The following is a 14,669-nucleotide window of genomic DNA, read 5'->3' as shown; positions in this document are numbered from 1 at the left end:
TGTGGGCAGTGAAAAGCATGACGAAGTGCTGGATACCATCGATTGAAACCCTTATTACGTCGACCGCCCAACAGAAAACGTGACTTACGATACCGTCGTCTTCGACAACGACGGTGTCCTCGTCGGTCGAACGCGTTTCGACGTTCTTCGCGAGGCCACTGCAGAGACGTTCGCGCAGTTCGGTGTGACCGACCCGGACCCCGACCACGTCGAAGAGATGACCATCGGTGCGACCCCCCGACGGGTCGCTGCCGTCTGTGACGAGTACGACTTCGATCCCGACCGGTTCTGGCGCACGCGCGACAGCACCGTCTCCGGCGCCCAACAGGAGGAGGCCCGCGCCGGCCGAAAGACGCCCTACGACGACATCGACACGCTTGCCGACCTCGACATCTCGAAGGGCATCGTCAGTTCGAACCAGCAGGAGACGGTGGATTTCCTCATCGACCATTTCGAACTCGGCGACCTATTCGACACTGCCTACGGTCGCGAGGCGACCATCGAGAGCCTCGACCTCCGCAAGCCGAATCCTCACTACATCGAGCGAGCGCTCTCGGATCTGGACGCGGACTCCGCGCTCTTCGTCGGCGACAACGAATCCGACATCAAGGCCGCCGAGAACGCTGGCATCGACTCGGCGTTCATCCGCCGCCCCCACCGCCGCGACTGGGACCTCAACGTGTGGCCCACCTGGGATATCGAGTCGCTCGACGACCTCCACCGGGTCTGTAGCGCGTAGGAACGACTGACCCTCGGGTCACGTCGTTACGACTGGTTCCAGGGTGCGTTCGGGAAGTCAACCAGACGCTTCTCCCGGTCGATACCGTCGATGCGCGCGATGTCCTCGTCGTCGAGGGCGATCCCGCGGGCGGCGTAGTTCTCCCGGATGTGTGCGGGCGTGCCGGCCTTCGGGATGACGGCGACGTTCTCCTTCGAGAGCGCCCACGCCAGCGACACCTGGGCCGGCGTGGCGTCGTGTTTCTCGGCGACGGCCTGGATCTCGGGCACGTCCGCGACTTCGTTGCGCGCGAGGGGCGCGTACGCGACCAGCCAGTAGTCGTGTTTCCGGGCGTGTGCGCGAAGTCCCTCCTGTTGGAGGAGGGGATGCATCTCGACCTGATGGGCCGCCGGCGCTCCCCCGAGACGGACGATGGCCTCGTCCAGTTGGTGGGGCGTGAAGTTGCTGAGGCCGACGTGCCGAGTCAGTCCCTGGTCTCGAGCCTCGGCCAGCGCGCGAAGCGTCTCGTCGGGATCGTACGTCTCTAGCGGCCAGTGGACGTACAGCAGGTCGAGCGTCTCCACGCCGAGGGCGTCGACGCGCTCCCGGGCGCTCTCGAGGAAGTCGTCGTGGCCGAGGCGGTCGCGCCACACTTTGCTCGCGAGGAAGATATCCTCCCGGGGCACGTCGCTCTCGGCGATGCCCTCGCCGACGAACGTCTCGTTGTCGTAGTACTCCGCGGTGTCGACGTGGCGATACCCCGCCTCGAGGGCCGTCTCGACGGCGGCCCGACACCGGTCGGAGTCGGTCAACTGGTACGTGCCGAAACCGAGTCGTGGCAGGTCCATACGCACGCGACGGCCGCGCGGGTCACGAATCCTGTGGTCTCCGCGTGTGCCGAGGGCGCCAGCGAGCACTCTGGGAGCGTGCCCCACGCCGCCCCGCCGAGCGAAACGATTTTGACCCGCGCTCGCGCAGGGTCGTTATGCCGACGGAACCCGACACCGGATACGACCCGGAACTGGGTCGGAAGTTCGTTTTCGTGACCGGCGGGGTGATGTCCGGTCTCGGTAAGGGAATCACGGCCGCCAGCACCGGCCGTCTCCTGTCGAACGCGGGCTTCGACGTGACTGCCGTAAAGATCGACCCGTATCTGAACGTGGACGCGGGAACGATGAACCCCTACCAGCACGGCGAGGTGTACGTGCTCAAAGACGGGGGCGAGGTCGACCTCGACCTCGGCAACTACGAGCGCTTCCTCGGGACGGACATGACGTTCGACCACAACGTCACCACCGGGAAGACCTACAAGCACGTCATCGAGAAGGAGCGGGCGGGCGACTACCTGGGCAACACCGTCCAGATCATCCCCCACATCACCGACGACATCAAGCGGCGCATCCGCGAGGCCGCCGAGGGGACCGACATCTGTCTCATCGAAGTCGGCGGCACGGTCGGCGACATCGAGGGGATGCCCTACCTCGAGGCGCTCCGACAGTTCGCCCACGAGGAAGACGAGGACGACGTGCTCTTCGCCCACGTCACGCTCGTCCCCTACTCCAAGAACGGCGAACAGAAGACCAAGCCAACCCAGCACAGCGTGAAGGAACTGCGCTCGATCGGTCTTCAGCCCGACATCGTGGTCGGGCGCTGTGAGGACCGACTGGAGCCGAAGACCAAAGAGAAGATCGCGCTGTTCGGCGACGTGCCGACCGAGGCGGTGTTCTCGAATCCCGACGTCGAGGACATCTACCACGTCCCGCTGATGGTGGAGGACGAAGGCCTCGACGAGTACGTCATGGACCGGCTGAACATCGCCGACGAGGCGTTGCCGGAAGACGAACGCGACAGCCGCTGGCGCGAGCTCGTCACCCGGGAGCGGACGGGCGAAATCGACGTGGCGCTCGTGGGAAAATACGCCCTCGAAGACGCCTACATGTCCATCCACGAGGCGCTGAAACACGCGGGCATCCACCAGGAAGTCGACGTGAACGTCCTCTGGGTCGACGCCGACGAGATGCGCGACCGACACACCGAACGCCTCCGGGAGGCCGACGCCATCGTCGTCCCCGGCGGCTTCGGCTCCCGCGGTGCCGAGGGCAAGATCGAGGCGATCCGCTACGCCCGCGAGAACGACGTGCCCTTCCTCGGCCTCTGTCTCGGCTTCCAGATGGCCGTCGTGGAGTACGCGCGCAACGTCCTCGGTCTCGAGGGCGCTCACTCCGCCGAAATCGATGAAGACACGCCCCACCCCGTCATCGACCTCCTGCCCGAGCAGTACGACCTTGAAGACCTGGGCGGGACGATGCGCCTCGGCGCTCACACCACCGACATTCAGGAGGGAACGCTCGCCCACCGCGTCTACGACGACGACGCCTGCACCGAGCGCCACCGCCACCGCTATGAGGTCACCCCCGAGTACATCGACGACCTGGAAGCGGGCGACCTCACTTTCTCAGGGCGCGCGGGAAACCGGATGGAGATCGTCGAACTCGACGACCACCCCTACTTCCTCGGGACGCAGTTCCACCCCGAGTTCCGGTCGCGCCCCGACCGCGCGAGTCCGCCCTTCGTCGGCCTCGTCGAGGCGACGCTTGAACAGGTCGACGCCGAACAGGAGGTGGAGGCCTGATGGTCGACGTTGACTCCTTCATCGAGGAGGCCACCGAGGAGATCAGCGAGGAGATCGGCGACGCCAACGCCATCATCGCGCTTTCGGGCGGCGTCGACTCCTCCGTTGCGGCCGCCCTGGCGTACCGTGCCATCGGCGACCGCCTCACCCCCGTCTACGTCGACACCGGGTTGATGCGGAAAGGCGAGACTGAGGGGATCCGCGAGACGTTCGCGTTCATGGACAGTCTGCGCATCGTCGACGCGCAGGACCGCTTCCTCGACGCGCTGGAAGGCGTCACCGACCCCGAGGAGAAACGCCACGTCATCGGCGAGGGGTTCATCCGGGAGTTCGAACGCGAAGCCCGCGAGGCCGACGCCGACTACCTCGTGCAGGGGACCATCTACCCCGACCGCATCGAGAGCGAGGGAAACATCAAATCCCACCACAACGTCGGCGGACTGCCCGATGTCATCGATTTCGAGGGCATCGTCGAACCCGTGCGCGACCTCTACAAGGACGAGGTGCGGGAAGTGGCGCGCGCCCTCGACCTCGAAGAGGTGGTGTCCGAACGGATGCCGTTCCCCGGTCCCGGCCTCGCCGTGCGCATCATCGGCGAAGTCACCGAGGAGAAACTCGAGGTGGCCCGCGAGTCGTGCCACGTCGTCGAGGAGGAGGTCGAAGAACACGACCCGTGGCAGGCCTTCGCGGCCGTCATCGGCAAGGCGACGGGTGTCAAGGGTGACAACCGCGTCCACGGCTGGGTGGTCTCCGTCCGCTCGGTCGAGAGCCGTGACGGCATGACCGCGCGCGCCCAGGACCTCCCCTGGGAGACGCTCCAGCGCATCCAGAGTCGCATCACCGGCGAGAACGACAACGTCGCGCGCGTGGTCTACGACGTGACGCACAAACCGCCAGCGACCATCGAGTACGAGTGACCCGAGTCGTCCTCGCGGGACCGGACCCGGACGGCCTCGGTGCGGCGCTCGAAGCCGAGGGGGCGGACGTGACTCATATCGAGGGGCTCCCAACCGGGCCGGTCCTCGACGACGCCGGCATCGCCGACGCCGACATCTTCCTGCTCACGGACCTCGCCGAGGCGACGGCGATCCCCGTCGCCAAGGACCGCAACCCCGACGTTCGGGTCGTGGTTTACAGCCACGATTCGCTGCCGGACTTCGTGAGCGGGCAGACTGACCTCGCGATGGATCCGGACCTGTTCGGCGTCGAGATGGTGGCCGAGGAACTGGTCGGCGGCAACGGCGACGATTAAATTCGGCTTAAATCGGCTTGACGCGCCCAGAACAGCCGCAATCTGGGTTTTAGCGTCTGGGCGGTTGAAGGAGGTGTCGCTCACAGTGACGGGTGCCATGTCCACTACGAAACCGCTCGCGATACTGCTCGCTGCGCTGCTGGTCACGACCGGCCTCGGCGCGGCGGCCGGCAGCACGTACGACACCGGTACAGACGCGTACGCGATGGACGCACAGTTGAACGACGGCACCGTGACGGTCACCGTGACGAACGGCGACGCGGGCGTCGAGAACGCCAGCGTCTCCGTCGGTGACCACGAGGGCGAAACCGATGCCAACGGCACCGCGACGTTCGAGCGACCCGAAGACGACGAGTTCGAGGTGAGCGTCGAGACGCCGCACGCCGAACTGGAGAGCACGTACGTCGTCGGGAACGGCTCGCTCGTCCTCGAAGAGAGCGAGTTCGAGCGCGAGGCCGACGAATCGGATGAGGAGCGGGAAGATGACGAACGCGAGGACGAATCGGACGACGAGCGGGCGAACGACGACGCCGACGAGTCGGCCGATGACGCGGATGACGAGAGCGACGATGTGAACGCCGACGTTGACGCTGACGCGAACGCCGACGCTGACGCGAACGCCGACGACGCGGCTGACCGACAGGGTCCGCCGTCGTCGCTCCCCGCGACCGTCCCGGATATCGGAGAACTGCTCGGCTCGATCTTCGGTCACGTGGCGCTCTAAGGTTTGACCATCCCACGGCTCCCGTTCGAGACGGTAGCACCTCATTTCGCTGCGTGACGGTCGGTGTCACGCCCGCGCTTCCGGACGCTGCGTCCCATTCCCCGCATCGTTAAGACGCAGGCGGCCGATTTTCCTCCATGACACTCGATCGACTGGAGGCGCTTTCGCCGGACGACGGTGAAGTGTCGACGGCCGAACTCGTCGTCAGCGACGACGTGCTGGTGAAGACCTTCGCCCTCGGGCCGGGCGCCGAACTGAGCCCGCACGAACACGGCGACAGCACAAACGTCTTTCACGTCCTCCGGGGCACGGTGACGGTGATTCAGGGAGACACCGACGAGGAGGTCGACGCCCCCGGCGTCGTCCACCACGACCGCGGCGTGTCCCACGGCGCCCGCAACGACACCGACGACGTTGCGGTGTTCACCGCGAGTCTCTGCCCGATGCCGGGGTCGGGCTAAGCCCCGCTCGCGATGCCACGCGCCAGCGTCACCACCTACGCGCGCCTCCATTTCGGCTTCTGTAACCTGAGCCTGGCGCACGAACGCCTCTACGGGAGTCTGGGTGTCGGTCTCGACCGACCACAGATACGCGTCACTGCCACGCCCCACGACGGGGTTCGCTGTGACCACTCGCCGGTCGACGAGTACGCCGAGCGAGCGGTCGACCTGCTCGGCGTCGACGGCGCCGACGTGCGCGTCGAGGGCGACTTCCCCCGTCACGTGGGGCTGGGAAGCGGGACGCAGTTCGCGCTGGCGACGCTCGTAGCCGTCGCTCGCGCACACGACCGATCGGTCGACGTTCGAGCGCTCGCGCCCGACCTGGGCCGTGGCGGGCGATCGGGCGTCGGCGTCGCCACCTTCGAGGACGGCGGCTTCGTCCTCGACGCCGGCCATCCGACTGCGCGGTTCACCACCGACCGCCCCGCAGTCGGGCAGTGGTCGGTGCCGCCGGTCACCGCCAGTCACTCTATTCCGGACGACTGGCGGTTCCTGATCGTCGTCCCCGACGCGCCGGTGGGGCCGAGTGGCGCGGCCGAAGACCGGAGCATGCGCTCGGTGGTCGAATCAGCGCCAGCGTCGCCGAGCGATCGTCTCGCGGGCGTGATCACGCGGCGCGTACTGCCGGCGATCGCCGAGGGGTCGGTCGAGCGGTTCGCCAGCGCCGTCGAGGAACTCGGCCGCCTCAACGGCACCTGGTACGCGGACGAACAGGGTGGCGTCTACCGGCCGCCGGCCGGCGAACTCGTGGCGACGCTCGACGACGCCCCGGCGGTCCACGGCGCGGGACAGTCCTCCTGGGGACCGACGGTGTACGGCGTGACCGACGCCGACCGCGCGAGCGAGGCCCGCGCCGTGGGCCACGATGCCCTCGACGACGCCGGGGTCGACGGGCGCGTCTTCGTCGCCGAGGGGCGAAATCGGGGGGCGCGGGTCGAGGAACGCCGCAACGAATAACTCCCGGAGCGCCATACACCGGGCATGGCCCGCATTCCCTTCGGCATCGCCCGCCTCGACTCGATCATCGGTGGCGGGGCTCCATCAGGAAGCGTCGTCCTCCTGACTGGCGAGGCCGGAGCGGGCGCCCGGGAGTTCATTCACACCAGTGCCACGATGAACGGCCTGTATCACGGCGACCGTGATGCGTTCGAACTCCACTACGGCGACGTCGGGGCGTCGGCGACGCCGCCCGACGAGATCCATTATCTCTCGTTTACCGCGGACCAGGACCAGATCGAGGAGGAGATGGCCTACACGCTGGATCAGGATCTCGTCGACTCCGCGGTCGACCACGTCCAGTTCCGCGATTTCTCTCCCGAATACTTCCAGTTGAGTCCCATCCCCCGCGAGTGGTACGCCGGGAAGTCACAGACGATCAGCGACCTGGCGGGCCGGCAGCGACACGACACCGCCCTCAGTGCACTGGGTGAGTATCTGGGAACCCACGCGGCCGGCAACCTCGTCGTCATCGACTCCATCACTGACCTCGTGGCGGCCATCAGCGACGATATGGCCTGGAGCGACATCGCCCTCGTGATGAAAGGGATCCAGCGAGCGGCCTACGACTGGGGGGGACTCATCCTCCTGCTGGTCCAACACGAGACGCTCGCCCCGACGGAACTGGGCCATCTGATGGACGCTGCCTCCGGCACGATCCAGTTCGAGTGGGAGAGTGGCGGCTCGCAACGCGCCCGGACCATGTTCGTCAAGGCGTTCCGCGGCGTCCTCGCCCGGCTCGAGGAGGAGAACATCATCCGCTTCGAGACGGAGGTTCACGAGGGCGGATTCGACGTGAGCGGCGTCCGGAAGATTCGGTAACTCGCCGTCCGATACTTAAGCCGCCGCGAAGAAACTACGCACAGAATGGACGGTGAGCAGTCCGAGGCTTTCCCGGACGAGTTGCGGGACTGGGTCGAGCGGCGCGCGGCCGAACGAGAGACGGATCCGGAGACCATCCTCGCCCGAGCCGTCGCGGCCTACCGCGCCCTCGACGCCGCGGCTGCGGACAGCGACCTTCCGGCCGCTGCCGACGCCGAGCGTCTCGACGAGGTGGACGACCGACTCGAGACGCTCACCGACCGGGTCGGCGCCGTCGAGGACGACCTCGACAGCAAGATCCAGGACGTCCGAGAGCGTGTGGTCCAGATCAAACGCGAGACGGACGCCAAGGCGCCGAAAGATCACGCCCATCCCAACCTCGCGAACCGCGTCGACGACGCCGTTCGCACCGCCGAGGACGCCGAGGCCCGGGTCGACGACATCGCCGACCGCCTCGATCAGGGCTTCGAGAACTACGAAGAGATTCTGGAGTATCTCACCGACGCGACCGACGAACTCGACCGGAAGGTGGATACGCTGGCGGGCGCCGTCGTCGACGTGCGGACGGAACTCCGGCGCATCGCCGCCGCCGAACACGACCGCCAGGCCGTCGATGACCTGCGGACGGCGGCGAACCGCCACGGCACGCGGACGGCCGTGTGTGCCGACTGCGACGCCACCGTCGACCTCGGCCTCCTCTCGCGCCCGCGGTGCCCACACTGCGAGGCGACGTACGTCGAGTTCGAACCCGCGACGGGGTTTTTCAGCAGCGCGACGCTCGCGACGGGCGACCGCCCGGCCCTCGCCGAAGCCGAGGGTAGCGGCGCGCCGACCGACGTCCCGGAGACGCCGGCCGATCTGTTCGACGCCGGGGAGGCGCCCGATGAGTGACGAGGACGCCGACTCCCCCGACGAGCGAGATATCATCGACGTTGAGCCGTCGTCGGACGCAGACGAGTCGGACCGCGACGCGGCGCCCGAGGCCGACGACTCACCGCTCGGCGACCTCGCGAGCGAAGTGCGCGCGCGCCGCGAGGCCCGCGCCGGCGAGGGGCCCGAACCCGGGACCGACCTCTTCGAGTCGGTCGAAACGCCCGACATCGACAGCGAGGCGATCTGGGAGGCGTTCATCGAGAACGACCCCGCCCCGGAGGAGCGTCTCGGACTCGGCGCGGACGTACAGGAGGCCGAGGAGGCGGACGAACACGTCGTCCCGAAGCGGGAGTTCTGCCAGCAGTGCCCGCATTTCACCGAGCCGCCAGAGACGGCCTGCACCCACGAGGGGACGACCATCGTCGAGGTGGTCGACGACGAGCATTTCCGCGTCCGGAACTGCCCCGTCGTCGACGCGGAACCTGGGGCGTCGCCAACCGACCGAGAGGTCGAGTGACCTTTGATACGGAGTATTGTACCTGTTTACCGGTGGTTCGATGGGATGGTCCAGCACCGGTACTGACTGACAACAAACCGTATGAGGGTCGACGCGCTACGGATCCTATGCAGTTTTGCGACGACTGCGGCTCGATGATGGTCTCTCGCGACGGCGAGATGGTCTGTACCGAGTGTGGGATGACCGCCGACCGCGATGAGGAGCGCGCGGCCGACTTCGTCTCGACGGAATCACAGAGCGAGGACGAGTTGATCGAGACGGCGGAGGGTGACAGTTTCGAAGGGAAGCCCACGGCGACCGACGTGACCTGCGACGAGTGCGGGCACGGCGAGGCGTGGTACACGATCAAACAGACCGGCGCCGCCGACGAACCGCCGACACGATTCTTCAAATGCAAGGAGTGTGGCAACCGCTGGCGCGGCTACAACTGATCACAGCGCGTCGGTGACAAACGCCGCCACGCGCTCGCCGATGTCCCGTTCCTGGCCGACGAACGCGTGACTCGCCTCGAACGTCGCGACGCTGCCACCCCGTTCGCGCGCCGCCGCGGCGACAGTCTCCGCTTCGACCGTCTCGTCTCGCGTCCCAACGCCGACCCAGAGCGGCGCGTCGATGTGGGCGACCGCGCTGGCGATGTCGCTCCCGTCCGGGAGTCGCGAGACGGGCGCGAGCGCGGCGACCGCTGCCGGATTTTCCGTCTCGGCGGCGGCCGTGATGGCGACGCCGCCGCCGAAACTGTAGCCGCACAGGCCGACGCGGGCGTAGCGGTCCGCGGCCCACGCACAGGCGGTGCGGGCGTCGGCGCGTTCGCCTCGGCCCTCGTCCCAGGGACCGTAATCGAACCGCAGGCAGTCGATCCGGGGCGGCAGTGCGTCGCTCACCGCGCCGAGGCGGGAGTCGTGGCGAGTGCCGCCGTGTTGGGGGTGGGGCGGGCAGGCGACGACGACGGCGTCGGCGTTGCTGTCCCCGTCGCGATCGAGACTCGCCCGCACGTCCCGGCCACCGGGCAGGCGGACGCGTTCGGTGGGCATCGCTGGCGCTACGCCGTGGAGCGGCACAATCCTGTCGCTCGGCGGGTGAGATTTTAAGGCACGCGTCCCAAAGGAGGGGTATGGGAATACTCTCGCGGGCCTCCTACGTCGTCCGGTCGAAGCTCAACGCCCTCCTGAACCGGGCCGAGGACCCGACCGAGACGCTCGATTACTCCTACGAGCGGATGCGCGACGAACTCCAGGAGGTCAAACAGGGCATCGCCGACCTGACGACCCAAAAAAAGCGCTTAGAGATACAGAAACGCCGCCTCGAAGAGAACGTCGAGAAACACAATGAACAGGCCCGTGAGGCCGTCCGGCAGGACCGCGAGGACCTGGCGCGGCGGGCATTAGAGAAGAAAAAGCAGAAGATGAACCAGATCGAGGACCTCGAGGGGCAGATCGCGGAGTTACAGTCCACCCAAGAGGACCTCGTCGAGAAGAAAAACGAATTACAGCGCCGCATCGAGGAGTTCCGGACGAAAAAGGAGACGATGAAGGCGCGCTACGAGGCGGCGGAGGCGTCGACCCGCGTTTCGGAGGCGATGAGCGGCGTCGGCGACGAGATGAGCGACGTGGGGCGAGCGCTCGAACGCGCCGAGGAACGGACCGACGAGATGGAGGCCCGTTCCGCCGCGATGGACGAACTCCAGGAGTCGGGCGCCTTCGAGGACGCGCTCTCCGACGAGGACGAAATCGACCGTCAACTGGAGTCGGGCAGGACCCAGACGGAGGTCGACGCCGAACTCGAGACGCTCCGAGCCGAACTCGGCGAGTCCGAGGCGAGCGAGGCCGCGAATGACGATATCGAGGCCGAACTCGAACAACTGCAGGAGAGCGAGACCGACACGGCGTCCGAGGACGACGAGGAGTCGGCCTGATGGGCGACGACGCCGACCACGCGGCTCTCGTCGCGGCGGTCGAGCGCTCGACTGACCCCGAGAGACGCGAGACGTTCGACCGGCGGGTGCGCGACCAGGCCGAGCGCATCCGCGAGGACATCCGCGCCGGGCGTCTTGACACCGACGAGTTCGCCGTCGGGATGGAACTGGAGGCCTACGCCGTCGACGCCGACGACCGTCTCACACCCATCCCGGACGCCGTCTTCGACCGCGCGGACTGTGCGACGGAGCTCGGCCTGCACAACCTGGAGGTGAACTCCGCGGCGACGGTGTTCGACGCCGCCGGACTCGCGGACCAGGCCGACCGCATCCGGGCGAACGTCGAGGCCGTCGAGGATGCGATGGCCGACCGTGACCTCGCGCCCGCCCTCGACGCGATGTGGACGATTCCGCCGGCCGAGGGCACCGACGCGTATCTCGGGGCGATCGAGCGCCGCGACGGCGTCGTCGTCGCGGCAAACATGCGTCAGTACCCCCGCTACGTCGCCCTCGACAACGAGATCCTGGAGCGAAGCGGCGGGGAGGTGACGGTCGACGTTCCCGGCGCCACCCTCTCCTATCCGACCATCCTCGTCGAATCGCTGGCGACGTCGATCCAGCCCCACCTCCAGATTCCGGACGCCGACGCCTTCCCGCAGTATTTCAACGCCGCCTTGCGGACGACGGGCCCCGTGCTGTCGCTTGCGAGCAACTCGCCGTTTCTCCCAGCGGACTGCTACGACGACGCCGACGATTCGGCTATCGTCGACGCGACGCCCCACGAACTCCGGATCCCCGTCTTCGAACAGAGCATCAACGCTGGCGCACCGCGCGGCGAGGGGAAGGTGCGCTTCCCGCGGGACCTCGACCGGGCGACCGATGTCCCCGACCGCGTCGTCGCCGACGAGACGTACGCGCCAGTCCTCGCCGACGACGAGACGGAATCTGACGACTACCGCTCGCGGATCCGCGAGTACGATCACAAACGCGGCGTCCACTGGCGGTGGGTGCGCGGCGTCGTTGGCGGACAGCCCGTCGGGACGGAACGCGAGGGAGCGTCGATCCGGATCGAATACCGCCCGCTGCCGACCCAGCCGACGGTCCGGGATACGGTGTCGCTGCAGGCGCTCGTCGTCGGCCTGCTCCGTGGCCTCGTGGTCGCGGCGCATCCGATCACGGCGCTCCCTTGGATGGACGCACGAGACGGCTTCTACAACGCCGTCGCCGACGGCCCGGACGCCGACCTCCACTGGGTGACCGCCGACGGTGATCGCACGACGGAGACGGCGACGATCTACGACGAACTGTTCGACTACGCGCGCCGTGGGCTTCGGGACGCCGGTCTCGACGACGGGACGATCGACGGCTACCTCGCTCCGATCGAACGCCGGCGTGACGGCTGCGTGCCGAGCGCGTGGAAGAAAGACCGCGTTCGGGACGCGGTCGACGACGGCGCGACGCTCTCCGAGGCAATCGAACGGATGCAACAGGCGTATCTCGACCGGGCGGGCGGCGAGACGGTGGTCGCCGACTGGTAGGTGTTACCTCGACCGGACGCCGGTCCCCGGGCGGTCGGGGAACGTCACCGTGCCGCCGGCGTAGGTCGGCCCGTCGAAGGCGTCGTCGGCGAGCAAGAGCGCGCCGTCGAGGTCGGCGTAGTCCACGAGTGGTGCGAGATGGCAGGCGGCCGCCAGCGACGCGGTGGATTCGACCATACAGCCGAGCATCACCTCCAGTCCGTGTGCGCGGGCGGCGTGGATCATCCGAATCGCCTCCCTGATTCCCCCACATTTCATCAGCTTCAGGTTCACGATGTCGACCCGGTCGGCGACGGCGGGCACGTCGGTGAGCGTTAGGCAGGACTCGTCGGCAGCGATGGGGAGGGCGCTGCGCTCGTGGACGTACCGCAGTCCGTCGGGGTGTTCGGCCGGGACGGGTTGTTCGAGGAACTCGATAGCCTGGTCGGCCAACCACTGACTTTTCCGCACCGCCTCGTGCGGCGTCCACGCCTCGTTGGCGTCGACCCGGATCGCCGTGTCGGGGGCAGCGTCACGGACCGCCGCGATGCGCTTCCGGTCGTCGTCGGTGCCGAGTTTCACCTTCAGGACCGTGTAGCCCTCGTCGACGGCCGCGGCGGCGGCGTCGGCCATGGCGTCCGGATCGTCGATGGCGACGGTGTAAGAGGTGGGCGGCGCGTCCGCGTGGTCGAGGCCCAACTGCTGGTAGAGGGGCACGTCCAGTCGGGTCGCCGCCAGGTCGTGACACGCGATGCTCACGGCGGCGCGGGCCGCGGGGTTGTCGCGGACGGTCGCCTCGAGTTCCCGGCCGATCCGGTCGAGCGACGGGGGGTCCCCGACCCGTTCGACGGCCGCGAGCAGGTCCGGCAGCACCGCGGTTACGGTCTCGACCGTCTCGCCGTAATGCGCGGTGGGGGCGGCCGCGCCGATCCCCTGCATTCCGTCCGACTCGATCCGAACGACGACCGTCTCCACCTCCGTCTGTGTCCCGCGCGAGATGGTGAACTCGCCGGCGACGGGGAGGCTGACGCGTTCGAAGCTGGTCGAGATCATCGCAGCGTGTCGAGGATGTCGTCGACGCCGAACCGGACGGGATCGGTCGCCGGCGCGTCGAGTTCGACGCCGTACTCCTCGACGGCGACGTGGGCGTCGCTGTCGTCGTCGATTGCTCGGGTGTCGAGAGCGCCCGCCACGACCGACGTGTCGGCGACGGGAGCTGCGAGGCGTTCGTACAGGTCGACGTAGGTGGCGACGGGCGGAATCGAGAACTCTTCGTAGCCGTGGATGGCCTCGCGCCCGGCGCTGTGTGTCAAGACGAGCGAATCGGGCATCGCGCCGTGGAGCAGGCTACAGGTCACCCCGGAGTACGCGGGGTGGACGATGGTGCCCTGTCCCTCGACGAACACCACGTCGTGATCGGCCGCCTGCTCGACGACCATGCGCTCGACGGCGCCGGCGGCGAAATCGGAGATCACCCGGTCGACGGGCGTCCCCCACCCGGCGATCATGATCCCCGTCTGGCCCGTGGGGACGAACCCGGCGTCGACGCCGCGCGCTCGCGCCGCCTCGACGAGTTCGAGCGTCGTCGTCATCTTGCCGGTCGAGCAGTCGGTGCCGACGGTCAACACCACCTCGCAGTCGACGTCGCCGGCCTCGCCGCCGCTCACGGTGAGGTCGGCCGGCGGCTGGCGGACGTCGATCAGGTCGACGCCGTGTTCGTCGGCGAGTGTGGCGAACTCGTCGTCGTCAGCGAGGAAGTAATGCAGGCCGGAGACGACGGTACAGCCGGATTCGATGGCGGCGCGCACGTCCGGGCGCCAGGACTCCTCGAATCCGCCGCCGATGGGCGCGATGCCGATCAACAGCGCGTCGATATCGTCGACAGCGAGGGCGTCCGCCATGGTCTCGACGATGGGGGCGTCGCTCACGTCGGGAACGTGGTCGGTGACGCGCTCGCCGGCGTGGTCCCGGTCGAGGACCGCCGCCACGTCGTAGTCCGCGTATCGGAGGACGCCGACGGCCGTCTTCGCCCGGTCGGGGAACTGTTCGTGAGCGAGGACGACCACCGTATCGTCCGGGCCGAGTTGGATAGACATGGGTCAAAAATGGTGCGTCGGCGGAATTAATACTGCCGGCTGTAACTGTTTCAAGACATCTGTCAGCCCGTGGCGACGGGTCTCTTGATTGACTTACAGCCGGTAGTATA

General features: G+C 67.8%; 17 protein-coding genes. 13 read left to right on the top strand and 4 right to left on the bottom strand.

Annotation, left to right across the window (positions count from 1 at the left end; translation table 11 throughout):
* Positions 1-79: 79 nt before the first annotated feature.
* Complete coding sequence (locus tag MXB53_RS01655; protein WP_248895474.1) at positions 80-739, top strand: HAD family hydrolase; 660 nt, start codon at positions 80-82, stop codon at positions 737-739.
* 26 nt (positions 740-765) lie between these two features.
* On the opposite strand, the gene MXB53_RS01650 is transcribed toward MXB53_RS01655, so the two are convergent.
* The gene (locus tag MXB53_RS01650) at positions 766-1,566 is read right to left on the bottom strand and encodes an aldo/keto reductase (RefSeq protein WP_248895473.1); all 801 of its coding nucleotides are present in this window, start codon (positions 1,564-1,566) and stop codon (positions 766-768) included.
* Between the two features lie 137 nt (positions 1,567-1,703).
* Here MXB53_RS01650 and pyrG point away from each other — a divergent pair, with 137 nt between their 5' ends.
* The 10 genes from pyrG (at position 1,704) to MXB53_RS01600 (ending at position 9,465) form a co-directional block, all read left to right on the top strand.
* On the top strand, positions 1,704-3,350 hold the full coding sequence (pyrG, locus tag MXB53_RS01645; RefSeq protein ID WP_248895472.1) for a CTP synthase: 1,647 nt from the start codon (positions 1,704-1,706) through the stop codon (positions 3,348-3,350).
* A complete protein-coding gene (gene guaA / locus MXB53_RS01640; protein WP_248895471.1) occupies positions 3,350-4,267 on the top strand; it encodes a glutamine-hydrolyzing GMP synthase in 918 nt (305 codons plus the stop codon). Before pyrG ends, guaA begins: the two co-directional genes overlap by 1 nt.
* Entirely contained in the window at positions 4,264-4,602 is a 339-nt protein-coding gene (locus MXB53_RS01635) for a DUF7126 family protein (RefSeq protein ID WP_248895470.1), read from the top strand. The genes guaA and MXB53_RS01635 overlap by 4 nt, the downstream gene beginning before the upstream one ends.
* Before the next feature lie 97 nt (positions 4,603-4,699).
* Positions 4,700-5,326 (top strand): hypothetical protein, encoded by a 627-nt coding sequence (locus MXB53_RS01630; RefSeq protein ID WP_248895469.1) that lies wholly within the window; start codon positions 4,700-4,702, stop codon positions 5,324-5,326.
* 137 nt (positions 5,327-5,463) lie between these two features.
* A complete protein-coding gene (locus MXB53_RS01625; protein WP_248895468.1) occupies positions 5,464-5,787 on the top strand; it encodes a cupin domain-containing protein in 324 nt (107 codons plus the stop codon).
* A 12-nt stretch (positions 5,788-5,799) separates the two neighbouring features.
* On the top strand, positions 5,800-6,783 hold the full coding sequence (locus tag MXB53_RS01620; protein WP_248895467.1) for a beta-ribofuranosylaminobenzene 5'-phosphate synthase family protein: 984 nt from the start codon (positions 5,800-5,802) through the stop codon (positions 6,781-6,783).
* A 24-nt stretch (positions 6,784-6,807) separates the two neighbouring features.
* The gene (locus MXB53_RS01615; RefSeq protein ID WP_248895466.1) at positions 6,808-7,644 is read left to right on the top strand and encodes an RAD55 family ATPase; all 837 of its coding nucleotides are present in this window, start codon (positions 6,808-6,810) and stop codon (positions 7,642-7,644) included.
* A gap of 45 nt (positions 7,645-7,689) precedes the next feature.
* Positions 7,690-8,535, top strand: a complete 846-nt coding sequence (locus MXB53_RS01610) for a CopG family transcriptional regulator (RefSeq protein ID WP_248895465.1) — start codon at positions 7,690-7,692, stop codon at positions 8,533-8,535.
* A complete protein-coding gene (locus MXB53_RS01605) occupies positions 8,528-9,034 on the top strand; it encodes a DUF8135 domain-containing protein (protein WP_248895464.1) in 507 nt (168 codons plus the stop codon). Before MXB53_RS01610 ends, MXB53_RS01605 begins: the two co-directional genes overlap by 8 nt.
* A 107-nt stretch (positions 9,035-9,141) precedes the next feature.
* A complete protein-coding gene (locus MXB53_RS01600) occupies positions 9,142-9,465 on the top strand; it encodes a transcription factor S (RefSeq protein ID WP_248895463.1) in 324 nt (107 codons plus the stop codon).
* Here the strand turns inward: MXB53_RS01600 and MXB53_RS01595 are convergent, their stop codons facing one another.
* Complete coding sequence (locus tag MXB53_RS01595) at positions 9,466-10,065, bottom strand: dienelactone hydrolase family protein (protein WP_248895462.1); 600 nt, start codon at positions 10,063-10,065, stop codon at positions 9,466-9,468. It lies immediately after the preceding gene.
* An 80-nt stretch (positions 10,066-10,145) separates the two neighbouring features.
* Between MXB53_RS01595 and MXB53_RS01590 the strand changes: the two genes are divergently transcribed.
* Together MXB53_RS01590 and MXB53_RS01585 are read left to right on the top strand one after the other, a co-directional pair.
* Positions 10,146-10,946, top strand: a complete 801-nt coding sequence (locus MXB53_RS01590; RefSeq protein ID WP_248895461.1) for a PspA/IM30 family protein — start codon at positions 10,146-10,148, stop codon at positions 10,944-10,946.
* Positions 10,946-12,484 carry a glutamate-cysteine ligase family protein gene (locus MXB53_RS01585; protein ID WP_248895460.1) on the top strand — a complete coding sequence of 513 codons (1,539 nt, stop codon included), beginning with the start codon at positions 10,946-10,948 and terminating at the stop codon, positions 12,482-12,484. Before MXB53_RS01590 ends, MXB53_RS01585 begins: the two co-directional genes overlap by 1 nt.
* A 3-nt stretch (positions 12,485-12,487) precedes the next feature.
* On the opposite strand, the gene MXB53_RS01580 is transcribed toward MXB53_RS01585, so the two are convergent.
* The gene (locus tag MXB53_RS01580) at positions 12,488-13,516 is read right to left on the bottom strand and encodes a dipeptide epimerase (protein WP_248895459.1); all 1,029 of its coding nucleotides are present in this window, start codon (positions 13,514-13,516) and stop codon (positions 12,488-12,490) included.
* Complete coding sequence (locus MXB53_RS01575; RefSeq protein ID WP_248895458.1) at positions 13,513-14,559, bottom strand: N-acetyltransferase DgcN family protein; 1,047 nt, start codon at positions 14,557-14,559, stop codon at positions 13,513-13,515. Before MXB53_RS01575 ends, MXB53_RS01580 begins: the two co-directional genes overlap by 4 nt.
* Positions 14,560-14,669 lie beyond the last annotated feature (110 nt).

Origin of the sequence: Haloplanus sp. XH21, assembly GCF_023276355.1 — an archaeon.
GTDB classification, from domain to species: Archaea; Halobacteriota; Halobacteria; order Halobacteriales; family Haloferacaceae; genus Haloplanus; species Haloplanus halobius.
The sequence above is the reverse complement of the archived record's forward strand: the minus strand, read 5'-3'. Positions and strand labels throughout refer to the sequence as shown.